This window comes from Cognatilysobacter xinjiangensis (assembly GCF_014651995.1).
Lineage (GTDB): Bacteria > Pseudomonadota > Gammaproteobacteria > Xanthomonadales > Xanthomonadaceae > Cognatilysobacter > Cognatilysobacter xinjiangensis.
Window position 1 is genome coordinate 67,365 of sequence record NZ_BMXY01000003.1, and the last position, 22,327, is coordinate 89,691.

Consider the following 22,327-nt stretch of genomic DNA (forward strand, 5'->3'; position numbering starts at 1 on the left):
CCATCTTAGAGCATTTTCGATCACTGTCAACACCCTGTGATCGAATTTTTTTGCTGCCCCGGCTTTCCGTCGGTCGCCTTGTCGGCGGTCGTCATCAGCTGGGTCGGCCATTATGTAGAGATCCGGGGCGCTTGTGAAGCCCCGGTGAGAAGTTTTTTTTCGATCGTTCAGGCGGTAACGAGGCGGACCCGCGCGAACGTGCGCTTTCCGACCGCTAGGACGCCCTCGAAGCCCGGCATGAACTGCCGGCTCGCGTCCTCGAAGATCTCGCCGTCTATGCGCACCGCACGCTCCTTGAGCTTGCGGTTGGCCTCGGAGTTGCTCGGCGTCAGGCCGGCGGCCGTCAGCAGGGCGGCAATACGCAACCCGTCGGCTGGAATGACGATATCGGCGAGCGGCAGCTGGGACACATCGCCCTCGCCCCGCACGGCCGCGTTCCAGCCGGCAACGGCCTGCTCCGCCGCCGCCGCGCCGTGGAAGCGCGCCGCCAGCTCGCGGGCCAGGCGCATCTTGAGGTCGCGCGGGTTGAGCGCGCCCGACTCGATGTCGCCACGCAGCGCCCGTGCCTCACCAATAGAGATGTCGAAGCTGAGCAGGTCGATCCAGCGCCACATCAAGGTGTCGTCGATCTTCATCGTCTTGGTGACGATGTCGATCGCCGGCTCGTCGATGCCGATGTAGTTGCCGAGCGACTTGCTCATCTTGTTGACGCCGTCCAGGCCCTCGAGCAGCGGCATGGTCAGCACGATCTGGGGCTTCTGGGCGAAGTGTTCCTGCAGGCCGCGACCCATCAGCAGGTTGAACTTCTGGTCGGTGCCGCCGAGCTCGACGTCGGCCTCCAGCGCCACCGAGTCGTAGCCTTGCACCAGCGGATAGAGGAATTCGTGGATGGCGATGGACTGATGCGCGGCGAAGCGCTTGGAGAAGTCGTCACGTTCCAGCATGCGCGCCACCGTGTGCTGGCCGGCCAACTTGATCATGTCGGCGGCCGACATCTTCCCGAACCACTCGCTGTTGAAGCGCACCTCGGTGCGCTCGCGGTCGAGCACCTTGAACACCTGCTCGGCGTAGGTCTCCGCGTTGGCGAGCACGTCCTCGCGCGTCAGCGGCTTGCGGGTGGCGTTCTTGCCGGTCGGGTCGCCGATCATTCCGGTGAAGTCGCCGATCAGGAAGATCACCTGGTGGCCGAGGTCCTGGAACTGCCGCATCTTGTTGAGCAGCACGGTGTGGCCGAGATGCAGGTCCGGCGCGGTCGGGTCGAAGCCGGCCTTGATGCGCAGCGGGCGCCCCTCGTCCAGCCGCTTGGCCAGCTCTTCGGGCTTGAGGATCTCGTCCGCGCCGCGGGCGATGAGGTCGAGGGCAGCCTGGGTCGACATGGTTCGGTCTCACGGAAGGTCGCGACTTGCGACCGCGGTCCACGCTCGGACCAGTCAAAAGTTAAGTGGACGTAAAACGGGCCTTGACGAAAAAAACCATTTACATCAATGGTTTGACGCACAGACCTAGCGTGTCTATTTTACCGTCGTGACGGGGCCTACACGGCCTTCGGGGAACGAGCATGACAGACACCGTCTCGGCGCGCCGCGCGCGCCTCGATGCCCTTCGCGAAAAGACCCTGCATCGCCAGGTCGTCGCGCAGGAAAGCACGGGCTTCAGCGGACGCTGGTCGCGCAGGCAGTGGGCTCACGCGAGCCTGTTCGCGATGGCCGCGATGCTGGCGGCGGCGATCGTACCGGGCTTCGACCGGCCGGTGGTGACGCAGGGCCATGCGCCCGCACCGCGACATTCGATGGCCCTCGCGCTGCCGCCGCTGCGGCTGGCGCAGGCGCAGGGCGACAGCTGGCAGATCGTGCAGATCAAGCGCGGCCAGACGCTCGCTTCGATCATGAAAGAGCTGGAAATCCCGCAGGCCACGCGCGAGAAGCTGCTTGCGCAGCCCACGCTCAAGGCGCAGCTGCGCTCGCTCAAGCCCGGCATGCAGATCGCGTTCGACCTGCCCGTGGGCGGCGAGCTGCGCGCCGTGCGCTTCGACCAGGACGCGAGCCGCCAGGTCGAACTCACCGTCAAGAACGGCGAGGTGCACGAGAACGTCATCGTGCGGCCGACCGAGACGCGCACGGTGGTGATCAGCGGCAAGGTCGGGCGTTCGCTGTACGCGTCCGCGCGCAAGCTGGGCCTGACCCGCTCGCACGTCAACACACTGACCGACGAGATGTTCAAGTACGACATCGACTTCAACGACGATGTCGGCGCCGACGACCGCTTCAGCGTGGTCGTCGAGCAGACCTGGCGCGACGGCGAGATCGTCAACACCGGCCCCGTGCTCGCGGCCACGTTCACCACCGGCCAGAAGCTGCACTCGGCGTTCCGCTTCGTGCGCGACGGCAAGCCCGAGTACTTCACCGCGGACGGCCGCTCGCTGCGCCGTTCCTTCATCCGCATGCCGATTCCGTACGCGCGGCTGACCTCGAGCTTCGGTGCGCGCAAGCATCCGGTGCTGGGCCGCATGCGCATGCACAAGGGCGTGGACTACGGCGCGGGCACCGGTACGCCGATCATGGCGGCGGGCGATGCGCGGGTGAAGTTCGTCGGCTGGAAGGGCGGCTACGGCCGCGTGGTGATGCTCGACCACGGCCGCGGCTACACCACGCTGTACGCGCACATGTCGCAGTTCGGCAAGTACAAGGTCGGCCAGCGCATCTCGCAGGGGTCGGTGATCGGCTACGTCGGCACCTCGGGCATGTCGACCGGGCCGCACCTGCATTACGAATTCCAGATCAACGGCGTGCACCGCAATCCGCTCAGCGTGACGATGCCGCCGCCGGAGCCGCTGTCCGGCGCCGCGCTCGCCGCCTTCCGCGGCCAGACGCGTACGGCGCTCGCGCGCATCCGCGAGGTCGAGAACATCATCTACGCCGGCGACGACGAGCCGCGCGTGGCGAAGGCGCCGTCGAAGAACGATACGAAGCCCGGCCGCCGTTCCTGATGACCAGCGCGACACCGGCCGACGGTCTCTACGTCGGCCTGATTTCCGGTACGAGCGCCGACGGCATTGACGCGGCGCTCGTTCGTTTTGGAGCGGACGCGTCCGACACGGGCTGCCGGCTCGAGCACGGCATCACCCTGCCCTGGGATCCCGCATTGCGGGCGCGCCTGGTCGAACTCGGCCAGGGCGGCGATGCGCGCGGGCTGGACGAGATCGGCATGCTGGACGTGCAGGTCGGCGAGGCCTTCGCCGCGGCCGTGCAGACCTTGCTCGCGGACGCGAAGGTGGACGGGCGCGACGTGCGCGCGATCGGCTCGCACGGGCAGACCGTCCGCCATCGCCCCGCCGGTGCCGGGCACGACGGCGCACATCCTTTCAGCTGGCAGATCGGCGACGCGAACGTCATCGCCGAGTGCTGCGGCATCACCACCGTGGCCGATTTCCGCCGCCGCGACGTCGCCGCCGGCGGCCAGGGCGCGCCGCTGGTGCCGGCCTTCCATGCGGCGATGCTGCAGTCGGCTCACGAGGACCGCGCGGTGCTCAACCTCGGCGGCATCGCCAACTTCACCCTGCTGCCGCGTGCGGGCGACGTGCGCGGCTTCGATACCGGTCCGGCGAACGCGCTGATGGATGCGTGGTGCCTGCGCCATCGCGGCGAGGCTTTCGATCGCGGCGGCGCGTTCGCCGCGAGCGGGCGCGTCGACGATGCGCTGCTCGCGCGCCTGCTGGACGAGCCGTGGTTCGCGCAGCCGCCGCCCAAGAGCAGCGGCCGCGAGCAGTTCCATCTCGACTGGGTCGAGGCGCGCCTGCGCGGCGACGAGTCAACCGCGGACGTGCAGGCGACGCTGATGGAACTCAGCGCCGCGACGATCTGCGATGCGCTGCTCGCGCATCAGCCGGCGACGAAGCGCGTGCTCACCTGCGGCGGCGGCGTGCGCAATGCGCGGCTGATCGAGCGCATCGCCGCGCGCCTGCACGGCTGCGCGATCGAGCCCACCGATGCGCACGGCCTCGACGCGGACTTCGTCGAGGCCATGGCGTTCGCGTGGCTCGCGCGGCAGACGCTGGCCGGCCTGCCCGGCAACGTGCCGGCGGTGACCGGCGCGCGCGGGCCGCGGGTGCTCGGGGCCGTCTACCCCGCCTGAGGCGTGGCCACGGCGGCAGGACGGCGCCGCACCAGCGCGATGCACAGCAGCAGCACCGGCAGGCCCATCAGCGCGGTGAGCACGAAGAACTCGCCGTAGCCGTGCAGCAGCGAATCGCCGGCGGCGAACCACTCCACCGCCTCGCCCGACAGGCCCTTCAGGAACTTGCCGGGCAGCGCATAGAACGAGCTCAGCAGCGCGTACTGCGTCGCGGTGTAGCCGACGTTGGTCAGCGACGACATGTAGGCGACCAGCGCGGTGCCGGCGAAGCCGGTCGCGAAGTTGTCGATGAACATCGCGATGGAGAAGCTCGTCGTGTCGGCACCGTGGAACGCCAGCCAGGCGAACGCGAGGTTGGAGCCGGGGCCGAGGATCGCACCCGCCAGCAGCGTGGCGACGTAGCCGAAGCGCAGCGCGAACAGGCCGGCCACCGTGATGCCGGCGAGCGAGGCGATCAGGCCGATCGATCCGCGCACGGCACCGACGGTTTCCTTGTCGATGCCGGCATCGGCATAGAACGGATTGGCCATCGGGCCCATGAAGAAGTCGGGCAGCCGGTACAGGCTGATCGCGACCAGCATCAGCAGCGCCCAGCTGCCGTGGGCGCGGAAGAACGCCACGAACGGACCGACGATCGCGTCGTAGAGGCCGCGCCCGGTCAGCAGCGAGCCGTGCGTGGCGGTGGCGCGCAGGCTGGCGTCGGGCTCGCGCGCCCACAGCGTGGCGAGCAGGCCGATGCCCATGCCCGCGGCCATCAGCTCGTAGGAGGCCATCCAGCCGATATGCGCGGCGAGGATCAGGATCAGCGCGTCGGTGACCAGCAGCGCGGCGCGGTAGCCGAGCTGGTAGGCGGAGCTGAGCAGCGCGAGCTCCTCGCCCTTCTCCGAGCTCTCGATGCGCCAGGCGTCGATCACGATGTCCTGCGTCGCCGAGGCGAACGCGGCGACCAGCGCGAGCCCGACGAAGGCACCGAGCCCGCCCGCCGGGCCGACCAGCGCCATGCCGAGCAGGCCGAGCGCGATCGCGACCTGCGCCAGCGCCATCCAGCCGCGGCGTTGGCCGAGCCAGCGCCCGAGCAGGGGCGCGCGCACCTTGTCGATGATCGGCGCCCACAGGAACTTGAACGAATAGGCGAGGCCGACCCACGAGGCGAAGCCGATCGTGGCGAGCTCGATGCCGCCCTCGCGCAGCCAGTAGCCCATCGTGTTGCCGACGAGCATGAAGGGCAGGCCCGAGGCGAAGCCGAGCATCAGCATCACCGCCACCTTCCGCTGGCCGAGGCCGCGGAGGACGCTTTGCCAGCCCGGGCGGGCCGCCTTGGTTTCAGAGGTCATAGTCGACGATGTAGGGGCCGTGGTCGGAGAACCGCGGCTCGCGGTGGGTTTCGCAGTGGCGGATCGCGTCGCGCAGGTTCGGCGTCACGAGCTGGTAATCGATGCGCCAGCCTACGTTCTTCGCACGCGCCTGTCCGCGATTGCTCCACCAGGTGTACTCGGCGGCTTCGTCGGGCTTGACCACGCGGAAGCTGTCGAGCCAGCCGAGGTCGCCCGCGCAGGGCGAGCCGTCGCCGTGGGTATCGGCGATCAGGCCGTTGAGCCACGCGCGCTCGTGCGGCAGGCAGCCGGTCTGCTTCTGGTTGCCGCGCCAGTTGGTGATGTCGCGCTGGCTGCGCACGATGTTCCAGTCGCCGCAGACGATGTACTTGCGGCCGTTGCTGAGCCATTCGCGCAGGATCGGCGCGAACCAGTCCATCACCGATTCCTTGAAGCCCTGGCGCAGCTCGCCGGTGGTGCCCGACGGCACGTAGACCGACACCACCGAGAGATCGCCGAAGCGCGCCTCGATGTAGCGGCCCTCCTCGTCGAAATCGGCGCGCCCGAGGCCCGAGCGGATCTCGTCGGGCTCGCGCTTGCTGTAGATCGCCACGCCGCTGTAGCCCTTCTTCGTCGAGGCGTCGCGGAAATAGGCGTGATAGCCGTCCGGCACCAGGCCCGGCACGCGCAGCTGGTCTTCCTGCGCCTTGGTCTCCTGCACGCAGAGGATGTCGGCACCCTTCTCGTGCAGCCATTCGATGAAGCCCTTCTTGGCGGCGGAACGCCAGCCGTTGGCGTTGAAGCTGATGACGCGCATGTGCTGTCCGGTTCGATGGAACCGGCCGCCCGCGGCGACCGGGCGCCAAGCGTAGCCGCTGGCTGCTTTACGATGCCGGTCTTCCGTCGCAGCAGCTTCGATCCGATGGCCGACCACCGCACCCTCTTCCTCCAGCTCGCCCTGTCCGTCGACGCGCTGCGCTTCGGCGAATTCACCCTAAAGTCCGGTCGCGTCAGCCCGTATTTCTTCAACGCCGGGCGCTTCGATTCGGGCGCCGCGCTGGCGCAGCTGGCCACCTGCTATGCCGACGCCGTCGAGGCCGCGGGCGTCGAGTTCGACGTGCTGTTCGGCCCCGCCTACAAGGGCATCCCGCTCGCCACCGCATTGGCCTGCGAGTTCGCGCGGCGCGGGCGCGACCTGCCGGTCGCGTTCAACCGCAAGGAAGCCAAGGTGCATGGCGAGGGGGGCATGCTGATCGGCGCCGCGCTCGAAGGCCGCCGCGTGCTGATCGTCGACGACGTGATCACCGCCGGCACCGCGATCCGCGAGGCGCTGGGGCTGATCCGCGACGCGGGCGGCGTGCCTGCCGGCATCGTGATCGCGCTGGACCGCGAGGAAGCGGTCGACCCGGCCGTATCGCGACGCTCGGCGTCACAAACCGTCGCACAGGAGCACGGGCTGCCGGTGGTCGCGGTCGCGCGCATGGCCGACCTGCTCGAACTCGACGCCGGAAACGTGCCGGGCGTCCCACATGAGGCGCTGCAGGCCTACCGCGCGGCCTACGGTTGCGAATGACGGCCGCTGGCGCGAAATTTGCCTGACACTGGCGAGACTTCGTCGAGCGACCGCCCACCCATGATCCGCGCCTCCCTGCTTGCGCTCGCCCTGACCGGCGCCGTCGCCCCTCTGCATGCACAGCAGGCGACGCCGGCGAAGAAGCTGTACTGCTGGAACGAGGGCGGCCGCAAGGTCTGCGGCGACGCGCTGCCGGCGAGCGCGGTCGATGCGGCACGCACCGAGATCAACGCTAAGAGCGGCATGGCCACCGCCACGCTGCCGCGCGCGCTGACGCCCGACGAGAAGGCCTCGGCGGAAGCCCAGGCGCGCGCGCAGGCGGACGCCGCCGCGGCGGCCGAAGCCGCGCACCGCCGGCTGATGGCGATGGTCACCACCTTCGCCACCGAAGCCGACCTGCGCCGTTCGTTCGACAATCGCGTGGTGCTCAACCGCGATGCGATCAAGACCGCGCGGATGGGCATCGACGGCCTGCGCGAGGGCCTGGTGAACCGGCTGCGCCGCGCCGGCGACGCCGAGCTCAACCAGCGCCCGGTGCCGAAGAAGCTCGCCGACGAGATCCAGGCGCACCATCGCCAGTTGCTCGCGCAGCAGGCCGCGCTGGCCTCGCTGCAGCGCGAGTCGGCGACGATCCGCGCGCAGATGGACGAGGCGGTGGCGCGCTATCGCGAGATGAAGCCGCAGCCCGCCGGCAACGCCGCGACGCAGCCCGCGGGCTGAACGACGCGCCGCGGCGCGTTCCGGCCCCGCCAGACGAGATCGCCCGCGACAAACGTCGCGGGCGATTCCGTTTCGGCGCCGGGGCCGCCGTCAGAACGGCAGCGCGAGGTCCGGCTGCAGCGCGAGGATCTGCTCACGGAACGCGGCCTGGATGCGTGCCAGCGCCTCGTGCGAGTCGGCGTCGAAGCGCATCACCAGGATCGGCGTGGTGTTGGACGCGCGCACCAGGCCCCAGCCGTCCGGGTAGTCCACGCGCAGGCCGTCGATGGTCGACAGGCGGGCGCCCTCGAACGTGGCCTCGGCCTGGAAGCGCTCGACGAAGGCATGCGGGTTGCCGCCGGGTGCGTCGACCTTGATCTCCGGCGTGGACACGCCGTTGGGCAGCGCATTGAGCGTCTCGGTCGGCGTGCGCGGGCTCGCGGCGAGAATCTCCAGCAGGCGCGCCGCGGCGTAGATGCCGTCGTCGAAGCCGTACCAGCGCTCCTTGAAGAAGAAGTGGCCGCTCATCTCGCCGGCGAGCTCGGCGTCGGTCTCGCGCATCTTCGACTTGATCAGCGAGTGGCCCGTCTTCCACATCAGCGGGCTGCCGCCGTAGCGCAGGATGTGGCCCGGCAGGCGGCCGGTGCACTTCACGTCGAACAGGATCACCGCGCCCGGGTTGCGCTCGAGCACGTCGGCGGCGAACAGCATCAGCAGGCGGTCGGGGAAGATGTTCTGGCCGTCGCGCGTGACCACGCCGAGGCGATCGCCGTCGCCGTCGAAGGCGATGCCGAAGTCGGCGTCGAGGCGGTCGACCATCTGGATCAGGTCGACGAGGTTGTGCGGCTCGCTCGGGTCCGGATGGTGGTTCGGGAAGGTGCCGTCGATGTCGCAGTGCAGCGGGATGACTTCCGCGCCGATGGCTTCCAGCACGCGCGGGCCGATCTCGCCGGCCACGCCGTTGCCGGCGTCGACCACCACCTTGAGCGGGCGGTCGATCTGGATGTCGCTGGCGATGCGCTGGACGTAGTCCTCGGCGATGTCGCGCTGCTCGACGTTGCCCGGCGTGGGCGCGGTATGCAGGCGGTCGTCGGCGATGCGCGAGTAGAGGTCCATGACCGCGTCGCCCGACAGCGTCTCGCCGCCGACCACGATCTTGAAGCCGTTGTAGTCCGGCGGATTGTGCGAGCCGGTGATCGACACGCAGGAGCCGGCGCGCAGGTGGTAGGCGCCGAAGTAGGTGACCGGCGTGGGCACGACGCCGATGTCGAGCACGTTGCGGCCGGCGCGGCGCAGGCCGGTGATCAGGCCCTCTGCCATCGCGGGGCCGGACAGGCGGCCGTCGCGGCCGACCACGATGTCGCGCAGGCCCTGCTCCTGCATCACGGTGCCGATGGCCTGGCCGATCAGCTCGGCGATGCCGGCGTCCAGGCTCTGCCCGACGATGCCGCGGATGTCGTAGGCGCGGAAGATGCCGCGATCGAGCGCGAGCGTCTGCTTGACCGCCTCGGCGCTCGCGCCTTCCGGCACCGGTGGCGGCTCGACGGGGCGCACCACGTCGGCCAGCGTCGGCGAATCGTCGATCTCGTCGACCGCCACGCGGGCGCGGCGTGCGAGCAGCTTCGGCAGGCTCAGCACCAGGGCGGCGAGCGCGAGGCAGAGCAGCGCTGCGATGGCGCAGCCGATCGAGCCCATGCCCAGCGGCGCGCCGGCGACGTCGGGTACGCCGGCGGCGACGCGCAGCTCGCTGCCATCGACAGGCGCCATCAGCGCTTCGGCGCTGTCGGTCAGCGCTTCGTCGCCCTTGCGGGCGAGCGTGGCGCCGCCCTGGCGCACCGCGAGATAGGTGTCCTCGCCGATGTCGGCGGCGTCCATCGCGGCGTTCAGGCCCGACAGCGGCACGCGCACGAAGGCGACCGCCGGCGTGGTGCCCGCGGTGACCGGCGCAGCCAGCCCCAACCACAACGCGCCGTTCTCGCGGATCGCGAGCGTGGCCGGCTTGCCGGTGGAGATCGCGGTCTCGAGCACGGCGACGTGGCCGTAGCCCGGGCCCTTGCCCCCCTTCTGCCCGACCGCCTCGTAGACGCCGCCCAGTTCGGCCGCGCGCACTTCGCCGGCGCTCGCGCCCTTCCAGCCGGCGGTGAGCTGCTCGGCGGCGCGGTCCATCATTCCGCGCGCGAGCGCGTCGCGCACGCCGGGGCTGGCCAGCTGGTCGGCGAAGCGCTTCTGCGCATCGCGCACGGTGGCGCCCAGCGAGGCCGCGACCGCGTCGCGCGCGTCCTCCACCTTGGCCGTGCGCGCCTCGTTGCGCCACTGCGCCCAGGCGTTCCATCCGAACCAGCCGGCGAGCACCAGCGCCAACGCTGCGGCGAGCGTGAGCAGCGGCTTCAGACGGTCGACCTGCACATTGGGCATTGCGTTCACTCCTGATTGTCAGCGCACGCCGGTGTGGCCGAAGCCACCCGTGCCGCGCGCCGTCGATTCGAATTCGTCCACCACGGAAAAGCGCGCCCGCACGATCGGCAGCACGACGAGCTGGGCGATGCGGTCCCCCGGCTCGATCGTAAAAGCCGCCTCGCCGCGGTTCCAGACGCTGACCATCAGCGGCCCCTGGTAGTCCGCGTCGATCAGCCCGGTGCCGTTGCCGAGCACGATGCCGTGCTTATGCCCGAGGCCGGATCGCGGCAGGATGACGGCGCAGAGGTTCGCATCGCCGATGTGGATCGACAGGCCGGTGGGCAGCAGGTGCGTTTCGCGCGGCGCGATGACGAGCGGTGCATCGAGCGCGGCGCGCAGGTCGACGCCGGCGCTCGCGGGCGTCGCGTATTCGGGCAGCGGCCAGGTGTCGCCATAGCGCGCGTCGAGCAGGCGCACTTCGATGGTGTGGTCGGTCATGGCAGTCGCGCCTCGATCAGGTCCAGCAGGCCGTGCGCGAGCTCGGTCTTGGCGGCCGGCCCGAGCGTGGTGGCGCCCTGCGCGTCGTGCACGATGAGCGTGTTCGCATCGCTCTCGAAGCCGCTGCCTTCCACGCCGACGCGGTTGGCGGCGATGAGGTCGAGGTTCTTGGCGACGAGCTTGGCGCGCGCGTAGTCGTCGACGTCCTGCGTCTCGGCCGCGAAGCCGACCACCAGCGCCGGGCGCGACGCGTGTGAGGCGACGTCGGCGAGGATGTCGCGCGTGCGCACCAGCTGCAGCACGAGGCCGTCCTGCCCGGGCTGCTTCTTGATCTTCGCCGGCGAGATCGACGCCGGCGTGTAGTCGGCCACCGCGGCCGCACCGACGTAGACGTCGCAGGGCAGCGTGGCCATCACCGCCTCGTGCATCTGCGCGGCGCTGCGCACGTCGATGCGCGCAAGCCCCGCAGGCGTGGGCAGCGACACCGGCCCGGCGACGAGTAGCACGTCCGCGCCGCGCGCGACAGCGGCCGCGGCCACCGCGAAGCCCATCTTTCCGCTGCTGCGGTTGCCGAGGAAACGTACCGGGTCGAGATCCTCGTACGTCGGCCCCGCGCTGACGACGACGCGCCGGCCCGCGAGCCGGCTCACGCGTCCTCTCCGGACAGCGCGCGTACGACCGCCATGGGCTCGGCCATGCGGCCCTCGCCGACTTCGCCGCAGGCCTGGTCGCCGCTGCCGGGGCCGATCAGCAGCACGCCGCGGTCGCGCAGCGTGGCGACGTTCGCCTGCGTTGCGGCGTTCGCCCACATCACGCGGTTCATCGCCGGTGCGACCGCGATCGGCGCCTCGGTGGCGAGGCACAGCGTGCTGACGAGGTCGTCGGCGAAACCGTGCGCGAGCCTGGCGATCGTGTTGGCCGTGGCCGGCGCGACGACCACCACACTGGCCCAGCGCGCGAGTTCGATGTGGCCCATCGCGGCCTCGGCGTGCTCGTCCCACAGCGACTTGCGCACGGCCTCGCCCGACAGCGCCTGGAACGTGGTCGCTCCGACGAAGCGCTGCGCGTTCTCGGTCATCGCCACGCGCACCTCGGCGCCCGCGTCGCGCAGGCGGCGTACCAGTTCGGCGGCCTTGTAGGCGGCGATGCCGCCGGTCACGCAGAGCAGGACGCGATGGCCGGTAAGCGCGGTCACGTGGCGAAAAATCCTACGGCGAATGCGGCCGACAGCTTACCCGAACGGCCGGAATCGCCCGACGTCGGCCGCGCCGCGCACCGCGTTGTAATCACCGCCGAGGGAACGACGTCGTCCATGGAGGGACACATGCACATCCGCGACTGGCCGGCCGCCGAGCGTCCGCGCGAGAAGCTGCTCGCCCGCGGCGCGGCTGCGCTGTCCGACGCCGAGCTCGTCGCGCTGTTCCTGGGCTCGGGCCTGCGCGGCCAGGACGCGGTGGCCACCGCACGCGCCCTGCTCGCCGCGCACGGCCCGCTGCGCCGGCTGATGGAGCAGCCGACCGCCGCGCTCGCCGAACTTCCCGGGCTCGGCCCGGCGCGCGCCTGCACGCTTTCGGCGGCGCTGGAACTGGGCCAGCGCGTGCTCGCCGCCGACCTCGAGCGGGGCGAGGCGCTGAAGGATCCCCCCACCGCAGGGCGCCTGTTCGCGCAGCGCCTGCGCGCTTTCGACCACGAGGTATTCGCGGTGATGTTCCTGGACACGCGCCATCGCATGCTCGCCTTCGAGGAGATGTTCCACGGCACGCTCGACGGCGCCGAGGTGCACACCCGCGACGTCGCCCGCCGCGCGCTGGCGCACAACGCGGCGGCCGTCATCGTCGGCCACAACCATCCCAGCGGAAACCCGGAGCCCAGCGCAGCGGACCGCGCGGTGACGGCGCGGCTCAAGCAGGCGCTGTCGCTGGTGGACGTGCGCCTGCTCGACCATTTCGTGGTCGGCGACGGGCCGGCGGTGTCGATGGCGGCGCGCGGCTGGGTCTGAGGTGTGTGGAGGCCGTGCCGGCCGCGTGCGGGCCCCTCCTTCCCGGGCGCGGTCGGCAGCCGTTGTGCACGCGGGCGCCCCGAGAACGGACAGGCGACGCGCCGCATGCATGCCGGAGGCCACGCACCGTTCGCCGCCTTGCCGCGCCCCGCCCGGCGTGGGCGACGGCGCGCCCGTACAATGCCGCCCCCGTCCCGAAGTCCCGGACCGCCCGTGAAATCCACCCTCCGCGCCCTCGTCGAGCAGGCCATCGACACCCTGCGCAGCGCCGGCACGCTGCCGGCCGACGCCGCCTCGCCCGATTTCGTGATCGAGCGCCCGAAGAACCGCGCGCAGGGCGATTTCTCGACCAATGCCGCGATGCTGCTGGCCAAGCCGGCCAAGTCGAACCCGCGCGCCATCGCGCAGGCGCTGGTCGACGCGCTGCCGAAGAACGAGGCGATCGCTTCGGTCGAGATCGCCGGCCCGGGCTTCATCAACTTCCGCATCGCCGAAGGCGCTTGGCGCGCGACGCTGCGCGACGTCGCGTCGCAGGGCGCGACCTTCGGGCGCAACGACAGCGGCAACGGCCGCCGCGCGGGCGTCGAGTACGTGTCGGCCAATCCGACCGGCCCGCTGCACGTCGGCCACGGCCGCGCGGCGGTGATCGGCGACTGCATCGCGCGCGTGCTCGAGGCCAACGGCTGGAACGTGGCGCGCGAGTTCTACTACAACGACGCCGGCGTGCAGATCCAGAACCTCGCGATCAGCGTGCAGGCGCGCGCGCAGGGCCGCGGGCCGGACGACGCGGGTTGGCCGGAGGACGGCTACCGCGGCGACTACATCAAGGATGTCGCGGCCGCCTACCTGCGCGGCGATGCCGTCGAGGTCGAAGGCCACACCGTCGTCGGCGCGAAGGATCCTGATGACCTCGACGCGATCCGCGCATTCGCCGTCGCCTACCTGCGCCGCGAGCAGAACCTCGACCTGGAGGCCTACGGCGTCAGCTTCGACGTCTACTTCCTCGAGTCGTCGCTCTATACCGACGGCAAGGTCGAGGAGACGGTGCGCGAGCTGATCGCGCACGGCCACACCTACGAGGAAGGTGGCGCGCTCTGGCTGCGCTCGACCGACTTCGGCGACGACAAGGACCGCGTGATGCGCAAGTCCGACGGCACGTACACCTATTTCGTGCCGGACGTCGCCTACCACCTGTCGAAGTGGCAGCGCGGCTACGAGCGCGCGATCACCGAGCTCGGCGCCGACCACCACGGCTCGCTGGCGCGCGTGCGCGCCGGCCTGCAGGCGCTCGACGCCGGCATCCCGCAGGGTTGGCCGGAATACGTGCTGCACCAGATGGTCACGGTGATGCGCGGCGGCGAGGAGGTGAAGCTCTCCAAGCGCGCCGGCAGCTACCTCACGCTGCGCGACCTCATCGACGAGGTCGGCAGCGACGCCGTGCGCTGGTTCCTGATCGCACGCAAGCCGGACTCGCAGCTCACCTTCGACATCGACCTCGCGCGCAGCCAGTCGATGGACAACCCGGTCTACTACGTGCAGGTCAGCCATGCGCGCATGTGCGGGCTGATGCGCCAGCTCAAGGAGCGCGGCCTTTCGTTCGACGTGGACGACGGTCTGTCGCAGCAGCTCGACCTCGACGACGCGACCACGCACGAGCTCGTGACCACGCTCTCGCGCTACGCGGAAGTCGTCGAGACCGCGGGTCGCGACCTCGAGCCGCACCAGATCGCCGCGTATCTGCTCGAACTCGCGCAGGCGTTCCAGTCGTATTACAACGAGCACCAGTTCCTGGTCGACGAAGCCCCGGTGCGCAACGCGCGCCTCGCGCTGGCTTCAGCGACGCGTCAGGTCATCTCCAATGGACTGGGCCTGCTGGGCGTCTCCGCCCCCGAGGTGATGTAAGTGGCAGCAAAGCGTGGCAAGACCCAGGCCCGCCGCTCCGGCGGCGGCGGCAACGGCGGCATGCCCGGCTGGGCCTGGCTGGTGATCGGCGTGGCGGTGACGCTGCTCGTCGTGGTCGCCGCGCCGCGCCTGATGGAGCGCCAGAAGGACGGCTTCTTCCGTCCTACGCCCAATCCCGACGCGCAGCCGCAGGCGGTGAACGAGGACGCGGTGGTGGACGAGGCGCCGATCGCCGAGCCCGCCACGCGACCGAAGCCCGCGGCCACGGCCGACGATGCGAAGGCGCAGCAGGATTTCGACTTCTACACGCTGCTGCCCGGCAAGGAAGTGCCGATGACCGACGCGGAGCTCGCCGCCAGCGAGCGCGCCGAGAAGGCACGCGAGGCGGCCGCGAACGCCACCCCGACGCCCGCCACGCCGGCGACGGCCACCGATCCGCGTCCGCTGCCGACCCCGGTCGACGAGAGCGCACCGCGCACCGCCGCGACCGACAGCCGCCCGGCCACGCCTGCCGCCGGCACGACGACGGCGACGACGCCGGCTGCCGAGCCGGCCGACGACGACACCCGCTACATCCTGCAGGCCGGCGCGTTCCAGGCGTCGGGCCAGGCCGAGGAGCTGAAAGCGAAGATCGCGCTGCTCGGCGTGGGCGCGCGCGTGGAGTCGGCGCAGATCGGCGGCAAGACGGTCTACCGCGTGCGCATGGGGCCCTACGGCAGCGCGGGCGAGCTGGCCGACGCCAAGCGCAAGCTCGCGAGTGGCGGCCTGTCGGCGATGGCGATCAAGACGCAGTAACCGATGCCGGCGCCGCGGAGGCAGGTGCTGGACCGTCTCGCAGGCGGCACGCCGCCGTCGCGGCGGCTGGTCGCCACGACCGTGGCGCTGGTCCTGCTGCTGGGCCTGAGCGGCGCGCTGTTCCTCGTGCGGCATTCGCTGCTCGCGCTGACGACGGCGCTGGGGCCGATCACCCCGCTCGAACTGGTCGCGACGATGGTCGCGATGGCCGCCGGCGGCGCGATCGCGCGCGGCGGCTTCCGTTGGATCGCGGTGGCGCTGGTGCTGGCGATCGGCCTGGCCAGCGCGGCCACGGCCTATGCGCTGGCCGAGCAGTCGCCGCCTTTGGCCTGGGTCATGCGCAATACCGCTCTGCAACTCGCGCTGTCGGGCCTGGCGGCGTGGGCGGCGGCGTTCGCCGGCGAGCGCGTCGCGGCCCGCCGGCGCACCTGATCAGCGCGCGCGCTTGAGCGCGATCAGCGCGGAGGTATCGGCCTCGCCGAGGCCGCGTTCCTGCACCAGCTCCGCATAGTCGGCGAGCGCCTGGTCGATGACCGTGGTGCGGATGCCGGTGGACTGCGCCATGGCCTGCACGATGCGCAGGTCCTTGAGCATGTGCGCGTTCTTGAAGCCGGGTGCAAACTCGTCGCGCAGCATCGTCGCGCCGCGCTTGTCGAGGAACCAGTTCGCCGCCGCACCCGCCATCAGCGTGGGCAGCAGGCGCGTCGCGTCGAGGCCGAGCTTCTCGCCCAGCGCGAGGCCTTCGCACACCGCTTCGTTGATGCCCGCCACCAGCACCTGGTTGACCGCCTTGGTGGCCTGGCCGGCGCCGGTGTCGCCCATGTGCGAGATACGCGCGGCATAGCAGTCGAAGACCGGGCGGACCTTCTCCAGCACCGCCTCGTCGCCGCCCGCCATGACCGACAGCCTGCCATTGCGCGCGCCTTCGACGCCGCCGGAGACCGGCGCGTCGACGAAGCCGATGCCGTGCTCGGCGCACATCGCCGCGGCGCGGCGCGCGGTGTCCACCGACACCGTCGAATGGTCGATGACCACGCTGCCCGGACGCAGCACGTCGGCGAGGCCGGCGACGTTCTCGAGCACGTCGGCATCGAGCGGCACGCACAGCGCGACCACATCGCAATCGGCGAAGTTCTGCGCCGAGCGCGCGGCGCGCACGCCGAGCTCGGCCGCCAGCGCGTCGGCCCTGTCCTGGGTGCGCGAGCCGACCGCGGTCAGCAGGCCGCGCGAATGCACGTGCCGCGCCATCGGCGCGCCCATCGCACCGAGGCCGATGAATCCGGTTTTCATGTCGTGTTCCTGGCGCCGTCAGTCGAACGGCGCGTCGTCCAGATAGGTGTAGCCGGTGAGGCCCGCTTCGAGGGCCTCGTCGAGCCGCTGCGACTCGTCGGCGGCCAGTCCGGCGGCGGCGACCTTGTCGCGATACGCCTGCCGGAGCTGGGCGATATCGTACCCGACGTAGTCCAGCATCACGTCGATCGTGTCGCCGCGGCGCTGCTGGACGAACTCGAAACCCTGCCCGTTCACGTTCACCGCCACGGCGTCGGTGTCGCCGAACAGGTTGTGGATGTCGCCCAGGATCTCCTGGTAGGCGCCCACCAGAAAGAAACCGATGCGGTAGACCTCGCCCGGCCGGGGCGAATGGATCGGCATCGAGGTCGAGAGCGTCTCGTTCTCGACGTAGGTGTCGATGCGGCCGTCGGAATCGCAGGTGAGGTCGGCGATCACGCCGCGGCGCGCGGGCGGCTCGTCGAGGCGCTCGATCGGCGCGATCGGGAACACCTGCTGGATCGCCCAGACGTCGGGCATCGATTCGAACACGCTGAAGTTCACGAAGTACTTGTCGACCAGGCGGTCGTTGAGCTCGTCGAGCACCGCGCGCTGGGTCTTCTCCAGCGGGTTCAGGCGCGCGCGCACGCCGTGCAGGATCGCGTAGAACAGGTCGTCGATGCGCGCGCGATGGGTGAGGTCGAGCGCGCCGGTGGTGTACGCGTCCAGGCCCTCGGAGTGGTAATGCTGCGCTTCGTGGAACAGCTCCACCGCCGGGCGCGTGTCGAGCTCGCCGTGGATGCTCCGCAGGTGGCGGATCACCAGCGGCTCGTCGTCGTGCGCGTCGGGCACGCGGCCTTCGGGCGCACGCTCGACTTCCGACACGTTGGTGACCAGCACCGCGTGGTGCGCGGTCATCGCGCGGCCGCATTCGGTGACGATCCGCGGCGGCGTCAGGCCGTTCTGCTCGCAGGCGTCGGCAAGCGGCTGCACGATGTTGAGCGCGTACTGGCGCACGCCGTAGTTGATCGAGTAGTAGCTGCGCGAGCGCGTGCCTTCGTAGTCGATGCCGAGGCCGCCGCCCACGTCCATCCACTTCACCTTCGCGCCCAGGCGCGAGAGCTCGATGAAGTAGCGCACCGCCTCGCGCATGCCGCCCGCGATGTCGCGCACGTTGCTGATCTGCGAGCCCATGTGGAAGTGCAGCAGGCCGAGCGTGTCGCCCATGCCGGCATCGCGCAGGCGCTTCCAGAGGTCGAGCACCTGGCGTGGGGACAGGCCGAACTTGGCCTTGTCGCCGCCCGAGTTCTGCCACTTGCCGGCGCCGAGGCTGGCCAGCCGCATGCGCACGCCGAGGCCCGGCGTCACGCCCAGCGCCTTCGACTCCTCGATCACGAGCTGCAGCTCCGAGGGCTTCTCGATCACGATGTAGGTGTCGTGGCCGAGCTTGCGGGCGATCAGCGCGAGGCGGATGTACTCGCGATCCTTGTAGCCGTTGCAGACGATCAGCCCGCCCGGGCGCGACAGCGCGATCACCGCCATCAGCTCCGGCTTGCTGCCGGCCTCCAGCCCGAAGCCCTCGCCCGTATTGGAGGCCAGCGTGCCGGCCACCGAGCGGTGCTGGTTGACCTTGATCGGATAGACGGCCGTGTATCCGCCGCCGTAGCCGGTCTCGCCGATCGCCCAGGCGAACGCGTCCTGCAGCTTGCGCAGGCGGTCGGAGAGGATCTGGGGGAAGCGCACCAGCAGCGGCAGCTGGGCGCCGCCGTCGAGCGCGCGGTCCACCGCCTCGGCGAGCGCGATGGACGGGCCGTCCGCGCCCTGCGGATGCACGCTGACCCGCCCGGCGGCGTCGACGTCGAAATAGCCTTCCGACCAGTAAGGAATCGAATACGTCTTGCGGGCCAGGTCGATCGACCAGTCGGACATCGGGCGCACCCCAGCTGTGAAGGCGCGCATTCTAGGGCTTGGGGCGTGACCGGGCGCCGATCTCGGCCGACCGGCGTTCAAGCGGCGGTAAACCGCGTGCCCGCCATGGCGGCGCGACAGGCCGGAACGGCGCCTGCCCGGTCCGTGGCCACGCGACTGCAGTTGGCGCCTACGCGGCCCGCGTGAGCGTCCACGACCGGCGACCGCGGCGGCGTCCGCTACACTCGGGTGTTTGCCGCCTACGGCTACGAGATCGCAGAAACCGCCATGAGCGAACCCACCTGGCAGTACGAGAACTTCGAGCACACCGGCTCGGCCATCGGCTATCGCGTCACCCGCAAGCTCGATGAAGTGCAGTCGCCGTTCCAGAAGATCGAGATCTTCGAGACGACCGACTGGGGCAACCTCATGCTCATCGACGGCGCGGTGATGCTCACCACGCGCGACAACTTCCTCTACCACGAGATGATGTCGCACCCGGCGCTGTTCACCCATCCGGACCCGAAGCGCGTCGTGATCATCGGTGGCGGCGACTGCGGCACCCTGCGCGAGGTGCTCAAGCACAAGGGCGTCGAGTCGGCCACGCAGTGCGACATCGACGAGCAGGTCACGCGCATGGCCGAGAAGTGGTTCCCGGAGCTCTGCGACTCGAACGGCGACAAGCGCGCCGAGCTGCTGTTCGACGACGGCGTGGCGTACATGAAGAACTGTCCCGAAGGCAGCGTCGACATCGTGATCGTCGACTCGACCGACCCGGTCGGCCCGGCCGAGGGCCTGTTCAACAAGGCCTTCTACGAGTCCTGCTTCCGTGCGCTCAAGGACGACGGCATCCTCGTGCAGCAGTCCGAGTCGCCGCTCGCGCTGCTCGACCTCATCCGCTCGATGCGCGCGGAGATGGGCAAGGCCGGCTTCACGTCGTTCAAGACGCTGCCGTTCCCGCAGCCCTGCTACCCGACCGGCTGGTGGAGCTGCACGCTGGCGCGCAAGTCCGGCGGCTTCGAGTTCCGCGAGCAGGCCGCGCGCGAGTCCGGCATCCGCACCAAGTACTACAGCGCCGACATCCACCGTGGCGCGCTGGCGACGCCGCCGTTCGTCGCCGAGGCGCTGGACGCGTGAGCCACGGGGGCGCGGCCGTCGACGAGACGCCGCGCCCGACGACGCCGATGCCCCGACTCCATGCATCGCTGCTGGTCCTGCTGCTCGCCGCGCTCGCGGCGACGCCCGCGGCCGCGCAGGTCGACCGCGCCGCGGCCTTCGACAAGCTGTTCGAGCAGCTCGACAGCGAGCGCCTGAACCCGGCGACGCCCGAGGAAGGCCAGGCCGACCTCGCCCGCCTGCGCGCGCTCGTGCCGCCCGGCGACCGCCGCCGCGAGCTGCTGTACCAGTCCACCGAGTGCTTCCAGTCGCCCGAGGACACGCGCGCCTCGCTGGCCTTCGCGCAGCGCGGGCTCGCCGCGTCGCGCCAGCTCGGCGACGCCGAGGTCGAGGCGCGCTTCCAGCTGTGCGAGGCCTCGCTGCAGTCGATGCTGGGCGACGCGCAGAAGGGCCTGGCGCTGTTCACCCGCGGCGTCGAGATCGCACGCCGCTCCGAGCACCCGGCGCTGGTCGGCGACGCGCTGGTGCTGCGCGGCAACATGTATTCCTACCTCGGTCGCCATGCCGAGTCGCTGGTCGACTTCATGGACGCGCAGCGCCTCTACGACGGCGCTCGCCAGGCCGAGCGCTCCGAGGGCAACCTGCAGAACATCGCCATCGCCTACCGCCGCATGGGCGAGTACGACAAGGCGCGCGAATACCTCGACCGCAGCCGCGCCATCGCACAGCGCCATCAGGACTGGGGCAGCCTGATGGTGATCGCGCTGCAGACCGGCTTCCTGCACGAGGACACCGGCCACCCCGAGCGCGCGCTGGCCTATTACGACGACGCGCTGCGCATCGCGCGCCAGCGCCTGCCGGTGGCCGAGGCGGCGCCGGTGCAGATGGCGATCGCCTCGGCGCAGGCCGCGCTGGGCAATGCGGCGCAGGCGCTGGAGGCCGTCACCGCCGCGCGCGCCGGCTTCGCGCTGATCGGCGACAGCTCCAACGAGGGCATGCTCGACCTGCTCGAAGGCCGCGCGCGCGCGATCCGCGGCGAGGCCGACCGCGCGCTGGCGCTGCTCGCGCGCGCCGAGGCCACGCTGCAGCGCGACGGCAACGAGCGCTACCTCGAGGCGCTGTATCCCGTGCGCGCCGAGCTGCACGAGAAGCGCGGCGCCAGCGCGGCCGCGCTCGCCGACTACAAGCGCTACCTCGCGCTGCGCGAGAAACGCCTGGCCGAGCGCAGCCAGCAGCGCGCGCTGATCCTGCGCGAGCAGTCCGAAGCCTCGCAGCGCGAGCTCGAAAGCCGGCGCGTCGCGGCCGAGAAGTCGCTGCGCGAGCGCGAGGCGCAGGCACAGGCCAAGGCCCGGCGCTGGCAGCGCATCGCGCTGGGCCTCGGTGTCGCGCTCATCGCCCTGCTCGGGCTGTGGATCGGTCGCCAGATCACGCAGGCGCGCCGGCTGCGCGTGCTGGCGCTGACCGACCCGCTCACCGGTGTCGCCAACCGTCGCCGCATTGAAGTGCTGGGCGCGCAGGCGCTGGCCGATGCGCGCGCCGACGAGCGCCCGCTGAGCGTGATCGCGTTCGAGATCGATGGTTTCGAGGCGTTGCGCGAGGTCCACGGCCAGGCGGCCGGCGACGCGGTGATCGCACGCGTGGCCGAGGCCTGCCAGCACGCGCTGCGTCACGCCGACGAGATCGGCCGCATGGGCGGCGAGCGCTTCCTGGTGCTGCTGCCCGACAGCGACATCGACAGCGCCGGGCAGATCGCCGAGCGCCTGCGTGCCGAAGTCGAGTCGCTGCGCTTCGACGACCTTGCACCCGGGCTGCGGGTGACCATCAGCCTCGGCGTCGCCGCGCTGGCCCCGGGCGACGAAGGCCTGCCGCGCCTGCTCGCGCGCGCCGACCAGGCGCTGCGCAAGGCCCAGGGTGCCGGGCGCAACTGCACCCGCACCACCTGAGGCCGGATCTACAGCGCGTCGCTGTCCAGCTCGCCGGTGCGGATGCGCACCACGCGCTCGAGGTCCCACACGAAGATCTTGCCGTCGCCGATCTTGCCGGTGCCGGCGGCCTTCATGATGGCCTCCACCACCGCGTCGAGCTGGTCGTCGCCGACCGCGACCTCCAGCTTGATCTTGGGCAGGAAGTCGACCACGTACTCGGCGCCGCGATAGAGCTCGGTATGGCCCTTCTGGCGCCCGAAGCCCTTCACTTCCGTCGCGGTGATGCCGGCCACGCCGACCTCCGCGAGCGCCTCGCGCACGTCGTCGAGCTTGAACGGCTTGATCACCGCCATGACCATCTTCATCGGCATCCTCCTGTGGCCGCGAGGATAACCCGCGCGGCCGGCGGCGCCGCGAGCGGGTAAAGTGCGCGCGCTTCGGAGTTTTCCGACAGCCGCCCGCGGCGCCCGCCGACGGCATCCCCCGGGCCGTGCAGGCAACCTGCCTGCATCGCCGGAGACCTTCCATGATCGACCTCGACCAGCTCGACGACCTCGCCCGCCGCCTCAGCGCCCTCGTTCCGCCCGGCCTTCGCGGCGAATCCGCGCAGGAACTGCGCACGGAGCTGCAGCAGAACTTCCGTGCCGTGCTGCAGGCCGGCCTGACCCGGCTCGACCTGGTGACGCGCGAGGAGTTCGAAGTGCAGCGCGCGGTGCTGCTGCGCACCCGCGAGAAGCTCGAGCAGCTCGAGCGCACCGTCGCCGCGCTGGAAGCCGACGCGCCGCCCGCGCCTCGCCACTGA

19 protein-coding genes and 1 pseudogene are annotated in these 22,327 nt (G+C 70.9%); 11 read left to right on the plus strand and 9 right to left on the minus strand.

Annotation, left to right across the window (positions count from 1 at the left end; all coding sequences use genetic code 11):
- Window positions 1-167 precede the first annotated feature (167 nt).
- The gene (gene tyrS, locus IE066_RS11085) at window positions 168-1,376 is read right to left on the minus strand and encodes a tyrosine--tRNA ligase (protein WP_189449830.1); all 1,209 of its coding nucleotides are present in this window, start codon (window positions 1,374-1,376) and stop codon (window positions 168-170) included.
- A gap of 182 nt (window positions 1,377-1,558) precedes the next feature.
- Here tyrS and IE066_RS11090 point away from each other — a divergent pair, with 182 nt between their 5' ends.
- A complete protein-coding gene (locus tag IE066_RS11090; RefSeq protein WP_189449833.1) occupies window positions 1,559-2,986 on the plus strand; it encodes a M23 family metallopeptidase in 1,428 nt (475 codons plus the stop codon).
- On the plus strand, window positions 2,986-4,131 hold the full coding sequence (locus tag IE066_RS11095) for an anhydro-N-acetylmuramic acid kinase (protein WP_189449834.1): 1,146 nt from the start codon (window positions 2,986-2,988) through the stop codon (window positions 4,129-4,131). The genes IE066_RS11090 and IE066_RS11095 overlap by 1 nt, the downstream gene beginning before the upstream one ends.
- Here IE066_RS11095 and IE066_RS11100 read toward each other — a convergent pair.
- Together IE066_RS11100 and IE066_RS11105 are read right to left on the minus strand one after the other, a co-directional pair.
- Window positions 4,119-5,465: an AmpG family muropeptide MFS transporter gene (locus tag IE066_RS11100; protein WP_189449835.1), complete on the minus strand. Its 1,347-nt coding sequence runs from the start codon at window positions 5,463-5,465 to the stop codon at window positions 4,119-4,121. The two genes, IE066_RS11095 and IE066_RS11100, sit on opposite strands and share 13 nt — an antisense overlap.
- Window positions 5,455-6,261: an exodeoxyribonuclease III gene (locus IE066_RS11105; protein WP_189449836.1), complete on the minus strand. Its 807-nt coding sequence runs from the start codon at window positions 6,259-6,261 to the stop codon at window positions 5,455-5,457. The genes IE066_RS11100 and IE066_RS11105 overlap by 11 nt, the downstream gene beginning before the upstream one ends.
- A 105-nt stretch (window positions 6,262-6,366) precedes the next feature.
- Here IE066_RS11105 and pyrE point away from each other — a divergent pair, with 105 nt between their 5' ends.
- A complete protein-coding gene (gene pyrE, locus IE066_RS11110) occupies window positions 6,367-7,017 on the plus strand; it encodes an orotate phosphoribosyltransferase (RefSeq protein ID WP_189450364.1) in 651 nt (216 codons plus the stop codon).
- Between the two features lie 60 nt (window positions 7,018-7,077).
- Window positions 7,078-7,737 (plus strand): hypothetical protein, encoded by a 660-nt coding sequence (locus IE066_RS11115; protein WP_189449837.1) that lies wholly within the window; start codon window positions 7,078-7,080, stop codon window positions 7,735-7,737.
- 90 nt (window positions 7,738-7,827) lie between these two features.
- On the opposite strand, the gene IE066_RS14960 is transcribed toward IE066_RS11115, so the two are convergent.
- The 3 genes and pseudogenes from IE066_RS14960 to coaBC form a co-directional block, all read right to left on the minus strand.
- On the minus strand, window positions 7,828-10,131 hold the full coding sequence (locus IE066_RS14960; protein WP_189449838.1) for a phosphomannomutase/phosphoglucomutase: 2,304 nt from the start codon (window positions 10,129-10,131) through the stop codon (window positions 7,828-7,830).
- An 18-nt stretch (window positions 10,132-10,149) separates the two neighbouring features.
- Window positions 10,150-10,611, minus strand: coding sequence for a dUTP diphosphatase (dut, locus tag IE066_RS11125; protein WP_189449839.1), 462 nt, complete (start codon window positions 10,609-10,611; stop codon window positions 10,150-10,152).
- Window positions 10,608-11,818, minus strand: a pseudogene (gene coaBC / locus IE066_RS11130) (bifunctional phosphopantothenoylcysteine decarboxylase/phosphopantothenate--cysteine ligase CoaBC). The gene dut and the pseudogene coaBC overlap by 4 nt, the downstream one beginning before the upstream one ends.
- 117 nt (window positions 11,819-11,935) lie before the next feature.
- Between coaBC and radC the strand changes: the two are divergent.
- The 4 genes from radC (at window position 11,936) to IE066_RS11150 (ending at window position 15,739) form a co-directional block, all read left to right on the plus strand.
- Window positions 11,936-12,610 (plus strand): RadC family protein, encoded by a 675-nt coding sequence (gene radC / locus IE066_RS11135; RefSeq protein WP_189449840.1) that lies wholly within the window; start codon window positions 11,936-11,938, stop codon window positions 12,608-12,610.
- Window positions 12,611-12,823: 213 nt separating this feature from the next.
- A complete protein-coding gene (gene argS / locus IE066_RS11140) occupies window positions 12,824-14,512 on the plus strand; it encodes an arginine--tRNA ligase (protein WP_189449842.1) in 1,689 nt (562 codons plus the stop codon).
- Window positions 14,513-15,307 carry an SPOR domain-containing protein gene (locus IE066_RS11145; protein WP_189449844.1) on the plus strand — a complete coding sequence of 265 codons (795 nt, stop codon included), beginning with the start codon at window positions 14,513-14,515 and terminating at the stop codon, window positions 15,305-15,307.
- A 24-nt stretch (window positions 15,308-15,331) separates the two neighbouring features.
- Window positions 15,332-15,739 (plus strand): hypothetical protein, encoded by a 408-nt coding sequence (locus tag IE066_RS11150; RefSeq protein ID WP_189449846.1) that lies wholly within the window; start codon window positions 15,332-15,334, stop codon window positions 15,737-15,739.
- Here the strand turns inward: IE066_RS11150 and IE066_RS11155 are convergent, their stop codons facing one another.
- Together IE066_RS11155 and speA are read right to left on the minus strand one after the other, a co-directional pair.
- Complete coding sequence (locus IE066_RS11155) at window positions 15,740-16,597, minus strand: NAD(P)-dependent oxidoreductase (protein WP_189449848.1); 858 nt, start codon at window positions 16,595-16,597, stop codon at window positions 15,740-15,742.
- A gap of 18 nt (window positions 16,598-16,615) precedes the next feature.
- The gene (speA, locus tag IE066_RS11160) at window positions 16,616-18,505 is read right to left on the minus strand and encodes an arginine decarboxylase (RefSeq protein WP_189449849.1); all 1,890 of its coding nucleotides are present in this window, start codon (window positions 18,503-18,505) and stop codon (window positions 16,616-16,618) included.
- A 267-nt stretch (window positions 18,506-18,772) separates the two neighbouring features.
- Here speA and speE point away from each other — a divergent pair, with 267 nt between their 5' ends.
- Together speE and IE066_RS11170 are read left to right on the plus strand one after the other, a co-directional pair.
- On the plus strand, window positions 18,773-19,621 hold the full coding sequence (gene speE, locus IE066_RS11165; RefSeq protein WP_189449850.1) for a polyamine aminopropyltransferase: 849 nt from the start codon (window positions 18,773-18,775) through the stop codon (window positions 19,619-19,621).
- A 47-nt stretch (window positions 19,622-19,668) separates the two neighbouring features.
- Entirely contained in the window at window positions 19,669-21,543 is a 1,875-nt protein-coding gene (locus IE066_RS11170) for a tetratricopeptide repeat-containing diguanylate cyclase (protein WP_189449852.1), read from the plus strand.
- An 8-nt stretch (window positions 21,544-21,551) separates the two neighbouring features.
- Here IE066_RS11170 and IE066_RS11175 read toward each other — a convergent pair whose 3' ends face one another.
- The gene (locus IE066_RS11175; RefSeq protein WP_189449854.1) at window positions 21,552-21,890 is read right to left on the minus strand and encodes a P-II family nitrogen regulator; all 339 of its coding nucleotides are present in this window, start codon (window positions 21,888-21,890) and stop codon (window positions 21,552-21,554) included.
- Between the two features lie 161 nt (window positions 21,891-22,051).
- On the opposite strand from IE066_RS11175, the gene ubiK reads away from it, so the two are divergent.
- On the plus strand, window positions 22,052-22,327 hold the full coding sequence (ubiK, locus tag IE066_RS11180) for a ubiquinone biosynthesis accessory factor UbiK (RefSeq protein ID WP_189449856.1): 276 nt from the start codon (window positions 22,052-22,054) through the stop codon (window positions 22,325-22,327).